Genomic DNA, 15,456 nt, shown 5'->3' on the forward strand with positions numbered 1-15,456 from the left:
CGGGATGCGTATGCCGCCGGGCTGGGAGCCAGCCCGGCGGCATACGTCGTGTGGTGGGTGCGGGCGGACTACCAGCCGCGCTCGGCCAGCCGGTGCGGCTGCGGGATCTCGTCGACGTTGATGCCGACCATGGCCTCGCCGAGGCCGCGCGACACCTTCGCGATGACGTCGGGGTCGTCGTGGAAGGTCGTCGCCTTGACGATCGCCTCGGCGCGCTGGGCAGGGTTGCCGGACTTGAAGATGCCGGAGCCGACGAAGACACCCTCGGCGCCGAGCTGCATCATCATCGCGGCGTCGGCCGGGGTGGCGATGCCGCCGGCGGTGAACAGCACGACCGGGAGCTTGCCCGCCTGGGCGACCTCTTTGACGAGGTCGTACGGCGCCTGGAGCTCCTTCGCGGCGACGTACAGCTCGTCCTCGGGCAGGCCCTGCAGCCGCCGGATCTCGGCGCGGATCTGGCGCATGTGCGTCGTCGCGTTCGAGACGTCACCGGTGCCGGCCTCGCCCTTGGAGCGAATCATCGCGGCGCCCTCGGTGATGCGCCGCAGCGCCTCGCCGAGGTTGGTCGCCCCGCACACGAAAGGCACGGTGAACTGCCACTTGTCGATGTGGTTGGCGTAGTCGGCCGGGGTGAGGACCTCGGACTCGTCGATGTAGTCCACGCCGAGGCTCTGCAGCACCTGGGCCTCGACGAAGTGGCCGATGCGGGCCTTGGCCATCACCGGGATCGAGACGGCCGCGATGATGCCGTCGATCATGTCGGGGTCGCTCATGCGGGAGACCCCGCCCTGGGCGCGGATGTCGGCCGGGACCCGCTCGAGGGCCATGACGGCGACCGCGCCGGCGTCCTCGGCGATCTTGGCCTGCTCCGGGGTGACGACGTCCATGATGACGCCGCCCTTGAGCATCTCGGCCATGCCGCGCTTGACGCGCGTCGTGCCCGTGCCGGTCTGCTGGTCAGCCGCGGACGTGGTGCCCGTGGTCGGGGTGGTGCTCACGATGTCCTGCTTTCTCGCGCTCGTGATCGGGCTCCCGCAGGAGCCACGAGATCGGTTGCTCACAGCGTAGGCCCCTGCGAAGGGTGCCCACGACACGGTTCACGACCGGTCGAAGTGCCGGGAGGACGACCCGGAGGGCCGCCCACTGTCACACCGAGAGCTGCTGTGGCATCTCGTCGTCGAACTCGATGGTGTGCGGCATCGGGGTGTACCCGGCCAGGTGGAACATCCGGATCGCCCACTTGCGTCGCACCCGGCGCGCGTCGGTCACCGCGTCGTTGTGGAAGCGGCGGGCGAGCTGAACCCGTGTGCAGGCCGAGGTCACCCTGGCCAGCACGTCCTGCCCGATGGGGGTCTCCCGCAGGGTGGCCACCGTGTCCGGGGTGAGCGCGAGGTCCAGTGCCTCGGTGAGGTCGCTCTCTGCCTGTTCGCGCGCCTCGCCATGGTCTGTAGGCGCCTCGAGCGACTCGGCTGCTGCGTTGGCGAGCAGCAGTGCGGTCGCTCCGTCGAGCAGGCCGGTGTTGGCGAGCTCGACCGAGGCCTCCGCCCGCCGCACCAGACGAGCGTCGAGGGCGGCCAGGGTGCCGCTCAGCCGGACGTGCAGCCGGTCGAGCCGGGCCGCCGTGTAGGAGAGGTACCACGCGATGATGACGAGCACGAAGAGGACCGCGAAGACCCACGAGAGCACCTCGCTCATCGGGTTCCTCCGCGCAGGAAGCGGTTCCAGCGGCTCGGTGGCTCCCACGAGGCCGCCGCACGACCCTCGATCACCGTCTCGTAGACCGCGATGATCTGGTCCGCGACGACCGGCCAGTCGAACATCCTCGCGCGTCTCGAGCCCGCCTGCGCCAGCTCGCGACGCCGGCGCGGGTCGCGCAACAGGTCGACCAGGACGCGCGCGAGGTCGTCGGGCTGCTCGTTGCCGAACAGCGCGCCGGCCGACCCGCCGTCGAGCACTCGGGAGAAGGCCGGCAGGTCGCTGGCCAGGACGCACGCGCCGGCCGACATCGCCTCGATGAGGATGATCCCGAAGCTCTCGCCTCCGGTGTTCGGTGCGACGTAGACATCCACCGACGCGAGCAGCGACGCCTTGTCGGCGTCGGAGACGGCGCCCAGGAACTCGCACGCCGCGACGACCTCCGGCGGCCAGCCCTCGGTGATCTCCGCCGGGTCGCCCGGACCCGCCACGAGCACTCGCAGGCCGGGGATCGAGTCGAGCGCCGCAGGCAGCGCCTGCGCCAGCACCGGCAGCCCCTTGCGCGGCTCGCCCATCCGCCCGAGGAAAGCGACCGTGGGCGAGGTCGGCGTGCCGATCCACTCGGCCCGTCGCGGAGCGGTCGCGAACCGGTCGACGTACACCCCGTTGGGGATCACGACAGCGTCGCCGCCGACGTGTGTGGTGACCGTACGCCGGGCGTCCTCGCTCACCGCGATCCGCCCGGCGATCTTCTCCAGATGCGGCCGGACGATCGGGTATGCCGTCTGCATCGTGCGCGACCGCAGCATCGAGGTGTGGAACGTCGCCACGATCGGGCCCTCGGCGGCCAGGAGCGCGAGCACGCTGACGCTCGGCGTCACGGGCTCGTGCAGATGGAGCACGTCGAAGCCGCCGGCGTCGACCCAGCGCCCGACCTTCGCGGCCGTGACGGGGCCGAAGTTGAGCCGGGCGACCGACCCGTTGTACCGCACGGCGGTCGCGCGACCGGCCGAGGTGACGTAAGGCGGAAGAGCGGTGTCGCTGTCGGCCGGCGCGTAGACCGACACCTCGTGGCCGACGCTGATGAGGTACTCAGCGAGGTCCCGGACGTGGAACTGCACCCCACCCGGGACGTCGAACGAGTAGGGGCAGACGATCCCGATCCTCACGGGGTGTCCCGCTGGGAGGCGCCGGACGGCATACGGGAGGGTGCCGTGACGCGGTCGTCGAGGTCGTCGACGAAGACCTTCTGGAGCATGTGCCAGCTCGAGGTGTGGTCGCGGATCGTGCCGCCGATGTGGTCCGCGCACTGCTGGATGAGGTCGGCCGCCTTCTCCGCCGTCGTGCCCGTCACCCTCGGGCGCAGCCGCTCGCTGAACTCGATGACCGTGCAGTAGCCGCCGAGGCCGACCCCCTTGGGCGCCTTCTCGTACCAGATCCGCGCGCAGTGGAAGGGGGCGCCGGTCATGAGCGAGAGCACGGCCGGGCCCTTGGCCATGCGGGCGCGGTGGCCGAGCAGGTCGACCTCGACGCCGCCGTTGGTCAGGTCCCGGTCGCTCGCGAGCGCGATGAGCCGGCCACCGGCGCGCGTCGCCCGCAGCAGGCCGGCGAACGGGTCGCCCGCTCCGGTCAACGGGATGATGTCCATGTTGATCGAGTTGCGGAACTGCACGAACTCCTGGAAGACCGCCTCGGGCTTGAGGCGCTCGGCGACGGTCGTGACCGGCTGGAGGTTGTGCGCCGCCCAGGCAGCGGCGAGGTCGAAGTTGCCGAGATGGCCGACGAAGAGGACGACCGCCTCGCCCCGCGCGGAGAGCGCACGGACCTCCTCGTCGCCGATGGTCCGGACGGCCCCGTTGACCTGCTCGGCGCGCAGGGAAGGCAGGCGGAAGGCCTCGCAGTAGTAGCGCATGTACGAGCGCATGCCCTCGCGGACGAGGTGGTCGACCTCGTCGTCGGTCAGCTCAGGACGCACCCGGCGATAGTTGGAACGGAGCCGATCGATGCCCTTGCCGCCGCGGGCCACGGCGAGGTCGGCGACGCGGTTGAACAGGCCGTATGCCGCCGCCTCGGGCAGCGCGCGCACGACCGACCAGCCCAGCTTGAACCCGAGGACGCTGACCGTGTCGGTCGCCCGGTGCACGATGCCGCTCAACTGGACACCTCGCCCGTCGCGAGCGCCTGTCGCCGCACCGTGAGGATCCGCTGCAGGACGGTCACGAAGCTCGCGACTGCGAGCGCGCCCAGGACGACGCCGAGCAGGAGCGTCGAGTTGAACAGGTCGGCGAAGAAGGCCGCAACGAGCACGGCCACGAGGCGGTCGGCGCGCTCGGCGATGCCGACGTTGGCCGTGAAGCCCAGGCCTTCCGCCCGGGCCTTGGCGTAGGACACGACCGAGCCGAGGATCAGGCAGGCAAGGGCCAGCCCGGCCATCCAGAAGTTGGCACCGGGGCCGGCGTAGTAGAGCACGAGGCCGCCGAAGATCGCGGCGTCGCCGACGCGGTCGAGCGTCGAGTCGAGGTAAGCGCCCCACTTGCTCGAGCGGCCCAGCTTGCGCGCCATGACACCGTCGATGTTGTCGGAGAACACGAAGGCGGTGATGACGAGGACGCCCACCCAGATCTCCCCGCGCGGGAAGAACGCGAGCGCGCCGACACAGACTCCGAGCGTGCCGACGATGGTGACGATGTCAGGGCTGATCCCGAGCTTGAGGAAGAGGTTGGCGACCGGACCGAAGATCTTCTCGATCGAGGCGCGCAGGAGTCTGTTGAGCATGGTGGTGACAGCGTACTGACCGTGGTCGGCCCGGACTCAGTCGCGGGGCCAGGCGTCCACCAGTCGGGCTCGGGTCTCCTCGAGCAGGACAGGCAGCGCCTTGGTCTGGGCGATGATCGGCAGGAAGTTCGAGTCGCCGCTCCAGCGCGGCACGATGTGCTGGTGCAGGTGCGCGGCCACCCCGGCCCCGGCGACTGCCCCCTGGTTCATCCCGAGGTTGTACCCGTGCGGCGCGGAGGCCGCCTGCAGGGCCCGGACCGCCTGCTTCGTGAGCGCGGTGAACTCCGCGGTCTCCTCGTCCGACAGGTCGATGTAGAGCGAGACATGGCGGTAGGGGCAGACGAGAACGTGTCCCGGGTTGTACGGGAACAGGTTCATGACGACGTAGCAGAGCGTGCCGCGGTGAACGACGAGGCCCTCCGCGTCGGACTTGCCGGGCGCAGCGCAGAACGGGCAGCCGTGGCCCGCTTCCTCGGTGGGCCGGTCGCCGAGGATGTACGCCATGCGGTGCGGCGTCCAGAGCCGCTCGAAACCGTCGTCGACATGGGCGAAGTCGGCGGCGAGCTCGGGCACGGGACCTCCGGGGTGCTCCGTCATGGTTGTTGATCCTAAGGCGACGACGAACCGTGAGTCGGCGCGGCCCGGCGTTCCCGGGGCCGCCCGCGGCGGTGTGACGCAAGCCACAAGGATCGCTGTGCCGGGCGTGTCGATTGGGAGATCTCACGCTGCCCCGGGTTGAATGCTGGGTGGCCCTGCGGTGTGTGAGACCGCAGGGCCCTCGTCGTCTGTCGACCCTGGCACGGATCAGCCCTGCGGGTGTGAGAGCCGCAGGGCCGAGGTCCGACGAGGGCGCAAGGGAGCAGGCACCCGTCGCGGTCGAGGAAGGTGAAGGCCCGGGAAGTATGAGTTCCCGGGCCTCCGATCCTGTCTCACCGAGGTGATCCAGAAACCATTCCGCCGAAGCGGTTTGGTAAGGACAGTTGTAGACCCGCTCCCCCGGGCCTGACAAGTGCTTTGGCAAAAGATCCCCTGTCAATGTGGCCCCCGAGCGGCGTGTCAGCGGATTTCGTCGGCGTGTCGCGGCGTCGACGCCCAGATGAACGGCCGGCAACGGCATACCCCACGGCCCTGGCTCCCCTCGGATCGGCTGTCGCGTGGGGTGATTCGTGCGGTTTACTTGATCCGAGGGCCCCGTGGTGTGTGAGACCACGGGGCCCTCGGCACGTCTCGGGGCTGCGCCTTTCGTGGGCGTTCAGACCTGCGCGCGGGTCTCGATCGCGGCCAGGATCTCGGCGATCGCGTCGTCGACGGGCACGCCGTTCTTCTGCGACCCGTCGCGGAAGCGGAACGAGACGGCGCCCGCGGCCCGGTCGTCCTCTCCGGCGATGAGCACGTACGGCACCTTCGACTTGCTGGCGTTGCGGATCTTCTTCGGGAAGCGGTCGTCGCTCGCGTCGAGCTCGACCCGCACGCCCCGGCGCTTGAGCCGGTCGAGCACCTCGCCGAGATAGTCGGCGAAGTCGTCGGCGACGGGCACACCGAGGACCTGCACCGGCGAGAGCCAGACCGGGAACGCTCCGGCGTAGTGCTCGACGAGGACGCCGAGGAAGCGCTCGATGGAGCCGAACTTGGCCGAGTGGATCATGACCGGCTGCTGCCGCGACCCGTCCGCCGCCTGGTACTCCAGGCCGAACCTTGCGGGCTGGTTGAAGTCGTACTGGATCGTCGACATCTGCCAGGTGCGTCCGATGGCGTCCTTGGCCTGGACGGAGATCTTCGGGCCGTAGAAGGCGGCGCCGCCCGGGTCGGGCACGAGGTCGAGCCCGGACTCGGTGGCCACGGCCTCGAGGATCGCGGTGGCCTGCGCCCACTCCTCGTCGCTGCCGATGAACTTCGCCTTCTTCTCCTCGTCGGTGTCGTCACGGGTCGAGAGCTCGAGGTAGAAGTCTTCGAGCCCGAAGTCGCGCAGCAGGCCGAGGATGAAGTCGAGCAGGTGCTTGATCTCGCCCGGCGCCTGCTCCGCGGTGACGTAGGAGTGCGAGTCGTCCATCGTCAGGCCGCGCACCCGGGTGAGGCCGTGGACGACGCCCGACTTCTCGAAGCGGTACACCGAGCCGAACTCGAACAGCCGCAGCGGGAGCTCGCGGTACGAGCGTCCGCGCGACTTGAAGATGAGGTTGTGCATCGGGCAGTTCATCGCCTTGAGGCGGTACTCCGCGCCCTCCATCTCCATGGGCGGGAACATCGTGTCGGCGTAGTACGGCAGGTGACCCGACGTGTGGAACAGGCCGTCCTTGGTGATGTGGGGCGTGCCGACGTAGTCGAAGCCCTCCTCGATGTGCCGCCGCCGGACGTAGTCCTCCATCTCGCGCTTGATGACGCCGCCCTTGGGGTGGAACACCGGCAGCCCCGAGCCGAGCTCGTCGGGGAAGCTGTAGAGGTCGAGCTCGATGCCGAGCTTGCGGTGGTCGCGGCGCTCGGCCTCGGCGATGCGGTCGAGGTAGGCCTTGAGGTCGTCCTTGGTCGGCCACGCGGTGCCGTAGACGCGCTGGAGCTGAGGGTTCTTCTCCGACCCGCGCCAGTATGCCGCCGCGGAGCGGGTGAGCTTGAACGCGTTGCCGATGAGCTTGGTGCTGGGCAGGTGGGGGCCACGGCAGAGGTCGCCCCAGGCGCGGGTGCCGTCGCGCCGGATGTTGTCGTAGATCGTCAGCTCGCCGGCGCCGACCTCGACGCCAGCCCCCTCCGCAGCGTCACCAGCACCACCCTTGAGCCCGACGAGCTCGCACTTGTACGGCTCGTGGGCCAGCTCGGCGAGGGCCTCCTCGTCGGTCACGACGCGGCGCGAGAACGTCTGCCCCTCGTTGATGATCTTCTGCATCGCGCGCTCGAGCGCCTTGAGGTCATCGGGGTGGAACGGCGTCGCGACGTCGAAGTCGTAGTAGAAGCCGTCGCGGATGGGCGGTCCGATGCCGAGCTTGGCCTCCGGGTTGACCTGCTGGACGGCCTGTGCGAGGACGTGCGCCGTCGAGTGGCGAAGGACGGCCAGCCCGTCCTCGCTGTCGATGGTCACCGGCTCGACCGCGTCGCCGTCGGCGAGCACATGGGCTAGGTCGCGCAGCTGGCCGTTGACTCGGGCGACGACGACGCTGCGGTCGCCGTCGAAGAGGTCGCCGGCCGTCGTCTGCTCGGCGACCGATCGCTCGCTACCGGCGACGGTGACGCTGATCTGTGCAGACACGGCTCGTGCTCCTTGCGCATGGGACCCGCAGACGTGGGTCGGACGAGGTATGCCGCGTGGTTGCGGCTCCGGCAAGCGTATCGATGGGTGCCGATGCCCGGTCACCCGACCAGCAGGATCCGGCGGCGCCAGCGAGTCGCTGTCCCGCTCCGTCCGACATATCGGGCTAGTCTCGATGAGCGGACCGTGATCGCGACGAGCCAGGGGGCACGCCATGACCGCTCGACTGCACGCCGCCGCAACGGGTGCGACCGCGGCCCTGTCAGCCCTTCTGGCTGCATGCTCGCCGGTCATCAACGGCGACGACCCGAGCGCCCCGCCGCAGAGCCACCAGCCCACGACGGTCACCGCGCCCCTTCCTCCGACGAGCACGGGCGGGCCCTCACCGACGACCGCGGTTCCCGCTCCGGCGCTGCCGCGTGGCGGGCGGGTCCTGTTTCCCGCCTACCGGCTGGTCGGGTATGCCGGCTATCCGGGCTCGGCGGCCCTGGGCCGGCTCGGTATCGGCGACCTCGATGCCCGGGTCCGCGAGATCGAGAAGGTGGCCGGACCGCTCGCCGGCGGGCGCACGGTGATGCCCGTCCTCGAGCTCATCGCGACGGTGGTGCGCTCGGAGCCCGGCGGCGACGGCATGTACCGGACCCGGACGGAGCCGGCGACGATCGACAGGTACCTCAGGGCGGCTCGCCGGGCGAAGGGGATCCTGCTGCTCAACATCCAGCCGGGTCGCGCCCGGTTCATCGATGAGGTGCGGCACTACGAGCGGTGGCTGGCACAGCCCGATGTCGGTGTCGCCCTCGACCCTGAATGGGCGATGGGGCCGCACCAGGTGCCGATGCGGGAGTTCGGGTCCACGACCGGCGCGGAGATCGACGGCGTCGCGGCCTACCTCTCGGCGCTCGTGAAGCGGCACAACCTCCCCGAGAAGGTGCTCGTCTACCATCAGCTGGCTCCGTCGATCGTGCGCCGTGAGGCGGGTATCCGGGCTCGTCCGGGCGTCGTCTTGGTCAAGTCCATCGACGGGATCGGCAGCCGCGCGATGAAGCTCGAGACCTACGACAAGCTCGTCGCCCACCTGCCCCGGCCGGTCCACGCAGGGTTCAAGCTCTTCTACTCCGAGGACGGACGGTTCGGGCCGCTGATGACGCCCGCGCAAGTCCTGGCGTTGCGGCCGCAGCCGGAGTACGTCCTCTACGAGTGAGGCGTGGGACGCCTGACCTGTACGCGACCCGCTTGCAGCCGGTTCCCAGTCTTCTCGGATTTGCCCAGCCTTGTCACCGCTCGCGCGGATACTGGTGAGTCGACTGGCCGCCAGCCGAGGCACCGCCAGCGACCAAGGGATCAGGGGCAATCACCGTGGACAACACCGTCGACGCCGGCATCACCGACTTCGTCGACGGCACGCCGCCCGCCGCCGGCCCTGAAGCGCTCGGCCTCGAGGTCGGGTCCGCTGTCGGACTAGCGGAGACCGCGGAAGCCGAGTTCATGTGGGCACTGCACGAAGGGGCTCCCGACGAGGCGAAGCAGGCCCTCGGCATGGCGTCACGGCGGGTGGGCGGCGGGGTCGCCCTGGTCATGCGGCACGACCCGACGGGTGGCTTCTGGAACAAGGCGCTCGGGTTCGGGGTCACCGAGCCCGTGACAGCCGAGCTCGTGGCGGAGCTGGCTGACTTCTACCGGTCCGGCGGAGCGCCGGCGATGGTCCTGCAGATCGCGCCGTCGGCGTTGCCAGCCGACTGGGACGAGATCTGCGCGCGCCACGACATCGCCGGGGGGAACCTGTGGGTCAAGCTCCTGCGCCGCGCCGAGGCCGCTCCGCCGGAAGGCCAGACGGACCTTCGGATCGACGTCGTCGATCGCGCGTCGGCCGCCGACTACGCAAGGGTCTTCGCCAGGGGGTTCGAGATGCCCGAGGAGCCGCACATGCTGGCGATGTTCGGTGCGGTGGTCACGTCGGGACTCGGCTTCACGGCATACGGCGCCTGGGAGGGCGACCGGCTGGTGTCGGCAGCGCAGCTGCATGTCGCGGGCCCAGCCGCCGCGTTCTGCGGCGCTGCGACGCTCCCGGACGCACGAGGCAAGGGTGCGCAGTCGGCGTTCATGGAGCGGCGGGTTGCCGACTCTCGCGCCGCCGGGTGCGCCTGGATGAGCGCCGAGACGTGGCAGGAGGCCGATGGCGCGCACAACCCGTCGCTGCACAACATGAGACGGGCCGGGTTCGTGGACATCTACGACCGCCGCAACTGGGTCTGGCGCAACGAGACGTGAGGATGTGGCGAGGATGGAACCAGTGACTGTCGAGGGATTCGCCGGGTTCTGGTCCGCGAGCGCGCCGGATGCCGAACGCATCCGCCTGGCGCCCTTCGCCGAGCACCGGATCGACGAGGTCGTCGACCTGACCGTGGCCCGGCTGCCGCACCTGTCTGCCGTCGAGGCCCGCTGGGTCTTCGAGGCCGGAGCGAACATCGAGGATCGCACCGTCATCGAGGCGCTCGACCCGCACGACAAGCTCGTGGGGGTTGCGGTGACCGCACATCCGGTGTTCGCGCCCGCGGGACGCTCGTTCCTGCGGGTGGTCGTGAGCGCCGACCACGAGGGTCATGGGCTGGGCAGTGCCTTGCGGTCGGCCGCGCTCGAGCATGTGCCACCGGGCACGACGATGCTGGTGTCGGGCGTGTACGACGACGAGCCTCGGTCGCTCGACGTGGCCCGCCACTGGGGCTTCACGACGGACGAGCACGCGATCGAGTCCGAGCTGTCTCTGGTCGACCTCCCCCAGCCTGACCTCCCCCAGGGCGTGACGCTCCACGAGGCGCCCGACTTCGACTTCGACGACCGGGAGGCCGTCGATGCGATGCTGCTGCGCAGCCAGACCAACCCGGAGGCGGAGCAAGGGTGGGTATTCGACCTGGCCAAGCTGGCGTCCTTCGTCGGTGAGAAGGAGGCCCCGGTCTGCGTCCTCGCCCGGGTCGACGGCGTCCCGGCCGGCATCACGACGGGCTCGGTCGCGGAGGGCGTGCTGACCATCGGCTACAGCGGCATCGACCCGCAGCTGCGCGGTCGCGGCCTGATGCGGCTGGTCAAGCAGCAGGCCCACCTCGTCGCCGCCCGCGCCGGGGCGACGGTGAGCCGGACCCACAACGAAGAGCTCAACACGGGCATCCGGCACGTCAACGCGCAGCTCGGCTACGTCGTCACGAGCGGCGTTTTCCGGATGTCGGCCGGGTTCCCGGGCTGACCGCTCGCAGCGTCCGTGTGCGTGAGGGACCCTCGATCGAGGCTCACGCCCACAGGTTCTCGACGACCGCGTGCTCGACGCCGCCCTCGGCCTCCTCGAGCACAGACAGGCTCCGATTCGTGTCGAAGACCGTGCGCAGCCGCACCGTCGAAGGCAGGCGTACCGGCTTGCGGAACCACACGCGGCTCGTCAGGCCGCTCTCGGGCAGGCGCGGGCCCAGTGCCGCGAGAACCCTTGCGTACGAGTACATCCCGTGCGCGATGGCCGTGGGGAACCCGAACGGCCGCGCGGCCAGCGCATGGACGTGGATCGGGTTCCAGTCGCCAGATACCGCGGCATACGCCCGTCCCGTGCCCTCCTCCAGACGCCAGGTCGGTCCCGTGCTCACTCCCACGAGCGGGTCCACGGACGGAGGCTCCGACGACGGCGCCTCGGCTTGCTCCGGGCCTCGGGACAGGTAGGTGCTGACTCCGTGCCAGACCACCCGCCCGGCGACACTGACCTCCGACACGAGGTCCACCTGCCGACCTCGTCGATGGGGACGCAGCGACTCCGCCCACACGGAGACATCCAGGGCGTCGTCGAGGGCGATCGGACTGGACGCGGTGATCCGGTTCTCGACGTGGACGGTGCCGAGCAGCGGCAGCGGGAAACGGTCACCGCTCATGACGGCCATCTGCAGAGGGAATGCGAGCAGGTGCGGGTAGGTGACCGGAAGCGTGTTACCCACCCCGAACCGGCAGACGCGGTCGTATGCCGCGAGGTCGGCCAGGTCGACGCGGACGCCCGCGCGGGAGACCCGGATGTCCGGCAGGTCTTCGGTCGAGCGACCTCGCTTGAGTGCTGCGGTCGCGTAGATGCGTCTGAGGTCCGGGGCGGAGTCGAGCGTGATCTCTTTCGTCATCGCGGTCTCACGCTCCGAGCAGGCTCTGACCGCAGACCCGGACGACCTGACCCGTCACTGCCGCCGAGCCGGGCTGGGCCATCCAGGCGATCGTCTCCGCGACGTCCCGGGGCTGCCCGCCCTGTTGGAGTGAGTTCATCCTGCGGCCGATCTCGCGCGTCGCGAACGGGATCCTCGCCGTCATCTCCGTCTCGATGAACCCAGGGGCGACCGCGTTCACGGTGATGCCGCGGGCGGCCACCGCGCCCGACAACGCCGTGACGAGCCCGATCACCCCCGCCTTGCTCGCGCCGTAGTTGGTCTGCCCGCGGTTGCCGGCGATGCCTGCGATCGACGCGACGCAGACGATACGACCCCCATCGGGCATCGCTCCAGGAGCGAGGATCGCGTCGTTCATCCTCAATATCGACCGCAGGTTGACCTCGATCACGCTGCTCCAGCGCGCCTCGTCCAGGTTGACGAACAGCCTGTCCCGGGTGATCCCGGCGTTGTGGATGACGATGTCGAGCGCGCCATGCCGCGTGACGGCGTGCTCGACGAGCCGCGCCCCCGCGTCCTCGGCCGTGACGTCGAGCTGCAACGCCGTGCCCCGCACCTCGTTGGCGACCTTCGCCAGCGCGTCGCCGGCGGCGGGGACGTCGAGGGCCACGACCGTGGCGCCGTCGCGGGCCAGGACCCGAGCGATCTCGGCACCGATGCCGCGCGCTGCGCCGGTGACGGCCGCGACCTTGCCGTCAAGCGGCCGGACGGCGCTGGCGTTGTCGCCCTCACGCTCCCCCACGCGGACCACCTGGCCGTCGACGTAGGCCGACCTCCCGGACAGGAAGAACTCCACAGCCGAGCGGACACCCGATGGCGAGTCGCCCTGAGCGAGAACGAGATTCGCGGTCGCGCCGGCGCGCAGCTCCTTGCCGAGCGACCTGACGAGTCCCTCGAGCGCGCGCTGGGTGGTCACCTGGGTGACATCGGTCAGCGTCGCCGGGTCTCGTCCGATCACGACCACCCGGCCGTTCGGAGCGAGTGCCTTGACGGCTGGCGCACCGAGGACGCGCAGCTGGTCGAGGTCGGACGGGTCGGTCGCCGCGCTGAGGTCGAGGACGACGGCACCGAGCCTGCTCTCCGCATCGTCCGTGCGCCCCACCGCGGGGAGGCCGAGCGTGCCCAGCCACGCGGTGAGGCCGTCGGCGAACGCGCCGTCCCCCGCCACGAGCACCGGGCCCTCGCACAGCGGCATACCGGGCTCGTAGCGGCGCAGCCGGGTCGGCTGCGGCACCCCGACCCTCTTGGCGACGGGCGAGCCGATGATGGTGGTGAACACGTCGCTCATCCGCTCAGGCCTCCAGGATCGCGACGACACCCTGGCCGCCCGCCGCACAGATCGAGATGAGCCCGCGGCCGCCGCCGGCCTCGTGCAGCTGCTTCGCAAGTGACGCGACGATGCGACCGCCGGTGGCAGCGAAGGGGTGCCCGGCGGCGAGTGACGAGCCGTTGACATTGAGCCGTGCGCGGTCGATGGAGCCGAGGGGCTCGTCGAGCCCGAGCCGCTGCTTGCAGAAGTCGGGGTCCTCCCACGCCTTGAGCGTGGTCAGCACGGTGGCGGCGAACGCCTCGTGGATCTCGTAGAAGTCGAAGTCCTGGAGCGTCAGGCCGTTTCGCGCGAGCAGGCGCGGGACGGCATACGCAGGCGCCATGAGCATGCCCTCGTCACCGTGGACGTAGTCGACCGCCGCGGTCTCGGCGTCGACGAACCACGCAAGTGGGGTGAGCCGGTGCTTCGCGGCCCACTCCTCGCTGGCCAGCAGGACGGCTGAGGCACCGTCCGTGAGCGGGGTCGAGTTGCCCGCGGTCAGCGTCGCTCCCTCACCTTTGCCGAAGACGGGCTTCAGCCCTGCCAGCTTGTCGACAGTCGAGTCAGCGCGCATGTTGTTGTCCCGGGTGAGCCCGAGGTAGGGCGTGACGAGGTCGTCGAAGAAGCCACGGTCGTATGCCGCCGCGAGCTTCTGGTGGCTCGCAGCGGCGATCTCGTCCTGCTCCTCCCGCGGAATTCCCCACTGCGCGGCGGTGATCGCCATGTGCTCGCCCATCGACAGACCGGTGCGGGGCTCGACGTTCTGCGGGATCGACGGCACCAGGTGCCCTGGGCGCAGGCCGGTCAGCGCCTTGACCCGATCCACGGCGGAGCGTGCTCGGTTGGCCGCGAGAAGCGTCTGGCGAAGACCCTCGTTGACCGCGATCGGGGCGTCGCTCGCGCTGTCGACGCCGCCGGCGACACCGGAGTCGATCTGCCCGAGGGCGATCTTGTTGGCCACGAGGATCGCTGCCTCGAGGCCGGTGCCGCAGGCCTGCTGGACGTCGTAGGCGGGCGTCGTCGGGGCGAGGCGCGTGCCGAGCACGGTCTCGCGGGTGAGGTTGTAGTCGCGGCTGTGCTTGAGCACCGCACCGGCCACCACCTCACCCAGGCGCTCGCCGGCGATGCCGAACCGCGCCACGAGACCGTCGACGGTCGCCGTGAGCATGTCCTGGTTCGACGCGGTGGCGTAGGCGCCGTTGGCACGCGCGAAGGGGATGCGGTTGCCGCCTAGGACGGCGACACGCCGGGGCGAGCGGGCGGCTGACTTCGTGGCCATGGTCTCTCCTGCTGATGGGCTCCGGAACCGGCGCAGGCACTGAGGCGCTGCGGCCCGTGCGCGACGGCGTCAGACACAACATAACCGGGCCCTCAGTCAGTCGGGCGCTGGTACCGGCCCCTGCGGTGCACGAGTGGGCTCGGGTCGTCACCGACCTCGACGTGCTCGACGACCGCCTCGACGAGCCGCGACCACCCCACGTCGCGCGTCGCACCGACGTCGAGGCGCAGGCCGGCCCACGTCGCCGCGGTGACGACACGAGGGCCCCAGGCGGTCTGCTCCCAGTCGGTGAGGCGGAACGGACCGCCGGGCGCGGGCATCGTTCCCGCGAACGCGTCAGCAAGGTCCCGGTGCCGCCAACCGAGCAGGCTCATCACCGCGAGCCGGGTCTCCTCGAGACGCTCGAGCAGGTCCGACTCCGGGTGCAGCAGGGCGACGACCCGACCCGGGTCGCCCGGGGCCACGAGATACGAGGAGACGGTCAGGCCGGCGCGGTCCGGCCCGTCGCCCGATGTCCACAGGGACACCGTGGCGCCGACCCGGCCGCGCAGCCGGCGCAGCGGGTCGCGGTCCTCGTCGGGAGGCAGGAAGGGATGGCTGGTGTGGATCGTCACTCGGGGTCCGCGACGAGGAGCGCGTCGTCGACGGACACCTCACCGGGCTCGACCACCTCGGCATAGACACCCGCGCACTGCGCCGGCTTCTGCGTCACCGTGAGCGTGCAGGCGCCCAGCCGGATCAGCCTGCCGACCAGGCCCTCGAGTACCGCCGGCTCGACGTCGAGCACGATGTTGGCCTTCGGGTGGGTCTCGACGTACTCCTCCGCGGAGACGAGGTGCACGGCATGCTTCTTGGAGCGGTTGCCCTCGGGCCCGCTGGGCGTGATCTCGACGGACTCGAGCGACTGGCCCGGGGCGTCCGAGTCGGCGTAGATGTGAAGACTCGAGACGATGGCGTTCATGGTCGTCACGCTAGTCGT

Annotated in this window: 15 protein-coding genes; 3 read left to right on the plus strand and 12 right to left on the minus strand. The window is 70.5% G+C overall.

The genetic code is table 11. The features are described from left to right. Positions 1 to 68 precede the first annotated feature (68 nt). From pdxS to thrS, 7 genes are all read right to left on the minus strand, one after another. Entirely contained in the window at positions 69 to 998 is a 930-nt protein-coding gene (gene pdxS / locus ACWEOW_RS03225) for a pyridoxal 5'-phosphate synthase lyase subunit PdxS (RefSeq protein ID WP_452267715.1), read from the minus strand. A gap of 148 nt (positions 999 to 1,146) precedes the next feature. Beyond that, complete coding sequence (locus tag ACWEOW_RS03230; protein WP_452267716.1) at positions 1,147 to 1,695, minus strand: hypothetical protein; 549 nt, start codon at positions 1,693 to 1,695, stop codon at positions 1,147 to 1,149. Further along, the gene (locus ACWEOW_RS03235) at positions 1,692 to 2,864 is read right to left on the minus strand and encodes a glycosyltransferase family 4 protein (RefSeq protein ID WP_452267717.1); all 1,173 of its coding nucleotides are present in this window, start codon (positions 2,862 to 2,864) and stop codon (positions 1,692 to 1,694) included. The genes ACWEOW_RS03230 and ACWEOW_RS03235 overlap by 4 nt, the downstream gene beginning before the upstream one ends. Then, the gene (locus tag ACWEOW_RS03240; RefSeq protein WP_452267718.1) at positions 2,861 to 3,850 is read right to left on the minus strand and encodes a phosphatidylinositol mannoside acyltransferase; all 990 of its coding nucleotides are present in this window, start codon (positions 3,848 to 3,850) and stop codon (positions 2,861 to 2,863) included. Before ACWEOW_RS03240 ends, ACWEOW_RS03235 begins: the two co-directional genes overlap by 4 nt. Continuing rightward, positions 3,847 to 4,470, minus strand: a complete 624-nt coding sequence (pgsA, locus tag ACWEOW_RS03245; protein ID WP_452267719.1) for a phosphatidylinositol phosphate synthase — start codon at positions 4,468 to 4,470, stop codon at positions 3,847 to 3,849. The genes ACWEOW_RS03240 and pgsA overlap by 4 nt, the downstream gene beginning before the upstream one ends. 36 nt (positions 4,471 to 4,506) lie before the next feature. Continuing rightward, a complete protein-coding gene (locus ACWEOW_RS03250) occupies positions 4,507 to 5,067 on the minus strand; it encodes an HIT family protein (RefSeq protein ID WP_452267720.1) in 561 nt (186 codons plus the stop codon). 655 nt (positions 5,068 to 5,722) lie between these two features. Continuing rightward, on the minus strand, positions 5,723 to 7,708 hold the full coding sequence (gene thrS / locus ACWEOW_RS03255; protein ID WP_452267721.1) for a threonine--tRNA ligase: 1,986 nt from the start codon (positions 7,706 to 7,708) through the stop codon (positions 5,723 to 5,725). Positions 7,709 to 7,922: 214 nt separating this feature from the next. On the opposite strand from thrS, the gene ACWEOW_RS03260 reads away from it, so the two are divergent. From ACWEOW_RS03260 to ACWEOW_RS03270, 3 genes are all read left to right on the plus strand, one after another. Beyond that, the gene (locus tag ACWEOW_RS03260) at positions 7,923 to 8,909 is read left to right on the plus strand and encodes a hypothetical protein (RefSeq protein ID WP_452267722.1); all 987 of its coding nucleotides are present in this window, start codon (positions 7,923 to 7,925) and stop codon (positions 8,907 to 8,909) included. A gap of 155 nt (positions 8,910 to 9,064) precedes the next feature. Beyond that, complete coding sequence (locus ACWEOW_RS03265) at positions 9,065 to 9,976, plus strand: GCN5 family acetyltransferase (protein ID WP_452267723.1); 912 nt, start codon at positions 9,065 to 9,067, stop codon at positions 9,974 to 9,976. A gap of 13 nt (positions 9,977 to 9,989) precedes the next feature. After that, complete coding sequence (locus ACWEOW_RS03270; RefSeq protein WP_452267724.1) at positions 9,990 to 10,946, plus strand: GNAT family N-acetyltransferase; 957 nt, start codon at positions 9,990 to 9,992, stop codon at positions 10,944 to 10,946. Between the two features lie 43 nt (positions 10,947 to 10,989). Here the strand turns inward: ACWEOW_RS03270 and ACWEOW_RS03275 are convergent, their stop codons facing one another. From ACWEOW_RS03275 to ACWEOW_RS03295, 5 genes are all read right to left on the minus strand, one after another. Further along, positions 10,990 to 11,850, minus strand: coding sequence for a MaoC family dehydratase (locus ACWEOW_RS03275; protein ID WP_452267725.1), 861 nt, complete (start codon positions 11,848 to 11,850; stop codon positions 10,990 to 10,992). 7 nt (positions 11,851 to 11,857) lie between these two features. Then, complete coding sequence (locus ACWEOW_RS03280; protein ID WP_452267726.1) at positions 11,858 to 13,177, minus strand: 3-oxoacyl-ACP reductase; 1,320 nt, start codon at positions 13,175 to 13,177, stop codon at positions 11,858 to 11,860. A 4-nt stretch (positions 13,178 to 13,181) separates the two neighbouring features. Further along, the gene (locus tag ACWEOW_RS03285) at positions 13,182 to 14,477 is read right to left on the minus strand and encodes an acetyl-CoA C-acetyltransferase (protein ID WP_452267727.1); all 1,296 of its coding nucleotides are present in this window, start codon (positions 14,475 to 14,477) and stop codon (positions 13,182 to 13,184) included. Between the two features lie 92 nt (positions 14,478 to 14,569). Next, positions 14,570 to 15,091, minus strand: a complete 522-nt coding sequence (locus ACWEOW_RS03290; protein WP_452267728.1) for a flavin reductase family protein — start codon at positions 15,089 to 15,091, stop codon at positions 14,570 to 14,572. Next, on the minus strand, positions 15,088 to 15,438 hold the full coding sequence (locus ACWEOW_RS03295) for a hypothetical protein (RefSeq protein WP_452267729.1): 351 nt from the start codon (positions 15,436 to 15,438) through the stop codon (positions 15,088 to 15,090). The genes ACWEOW_RS03290 and ACWEOW_RS03295 overlap by 4 nt, the downstream gene beginning before the upstream one ends. Positions 15,439 to 15,456 lie beyond the last annotated feature (18 nt).

Source organism: Monashia sp. NPDC004114, from assembly GCF_053603855.1.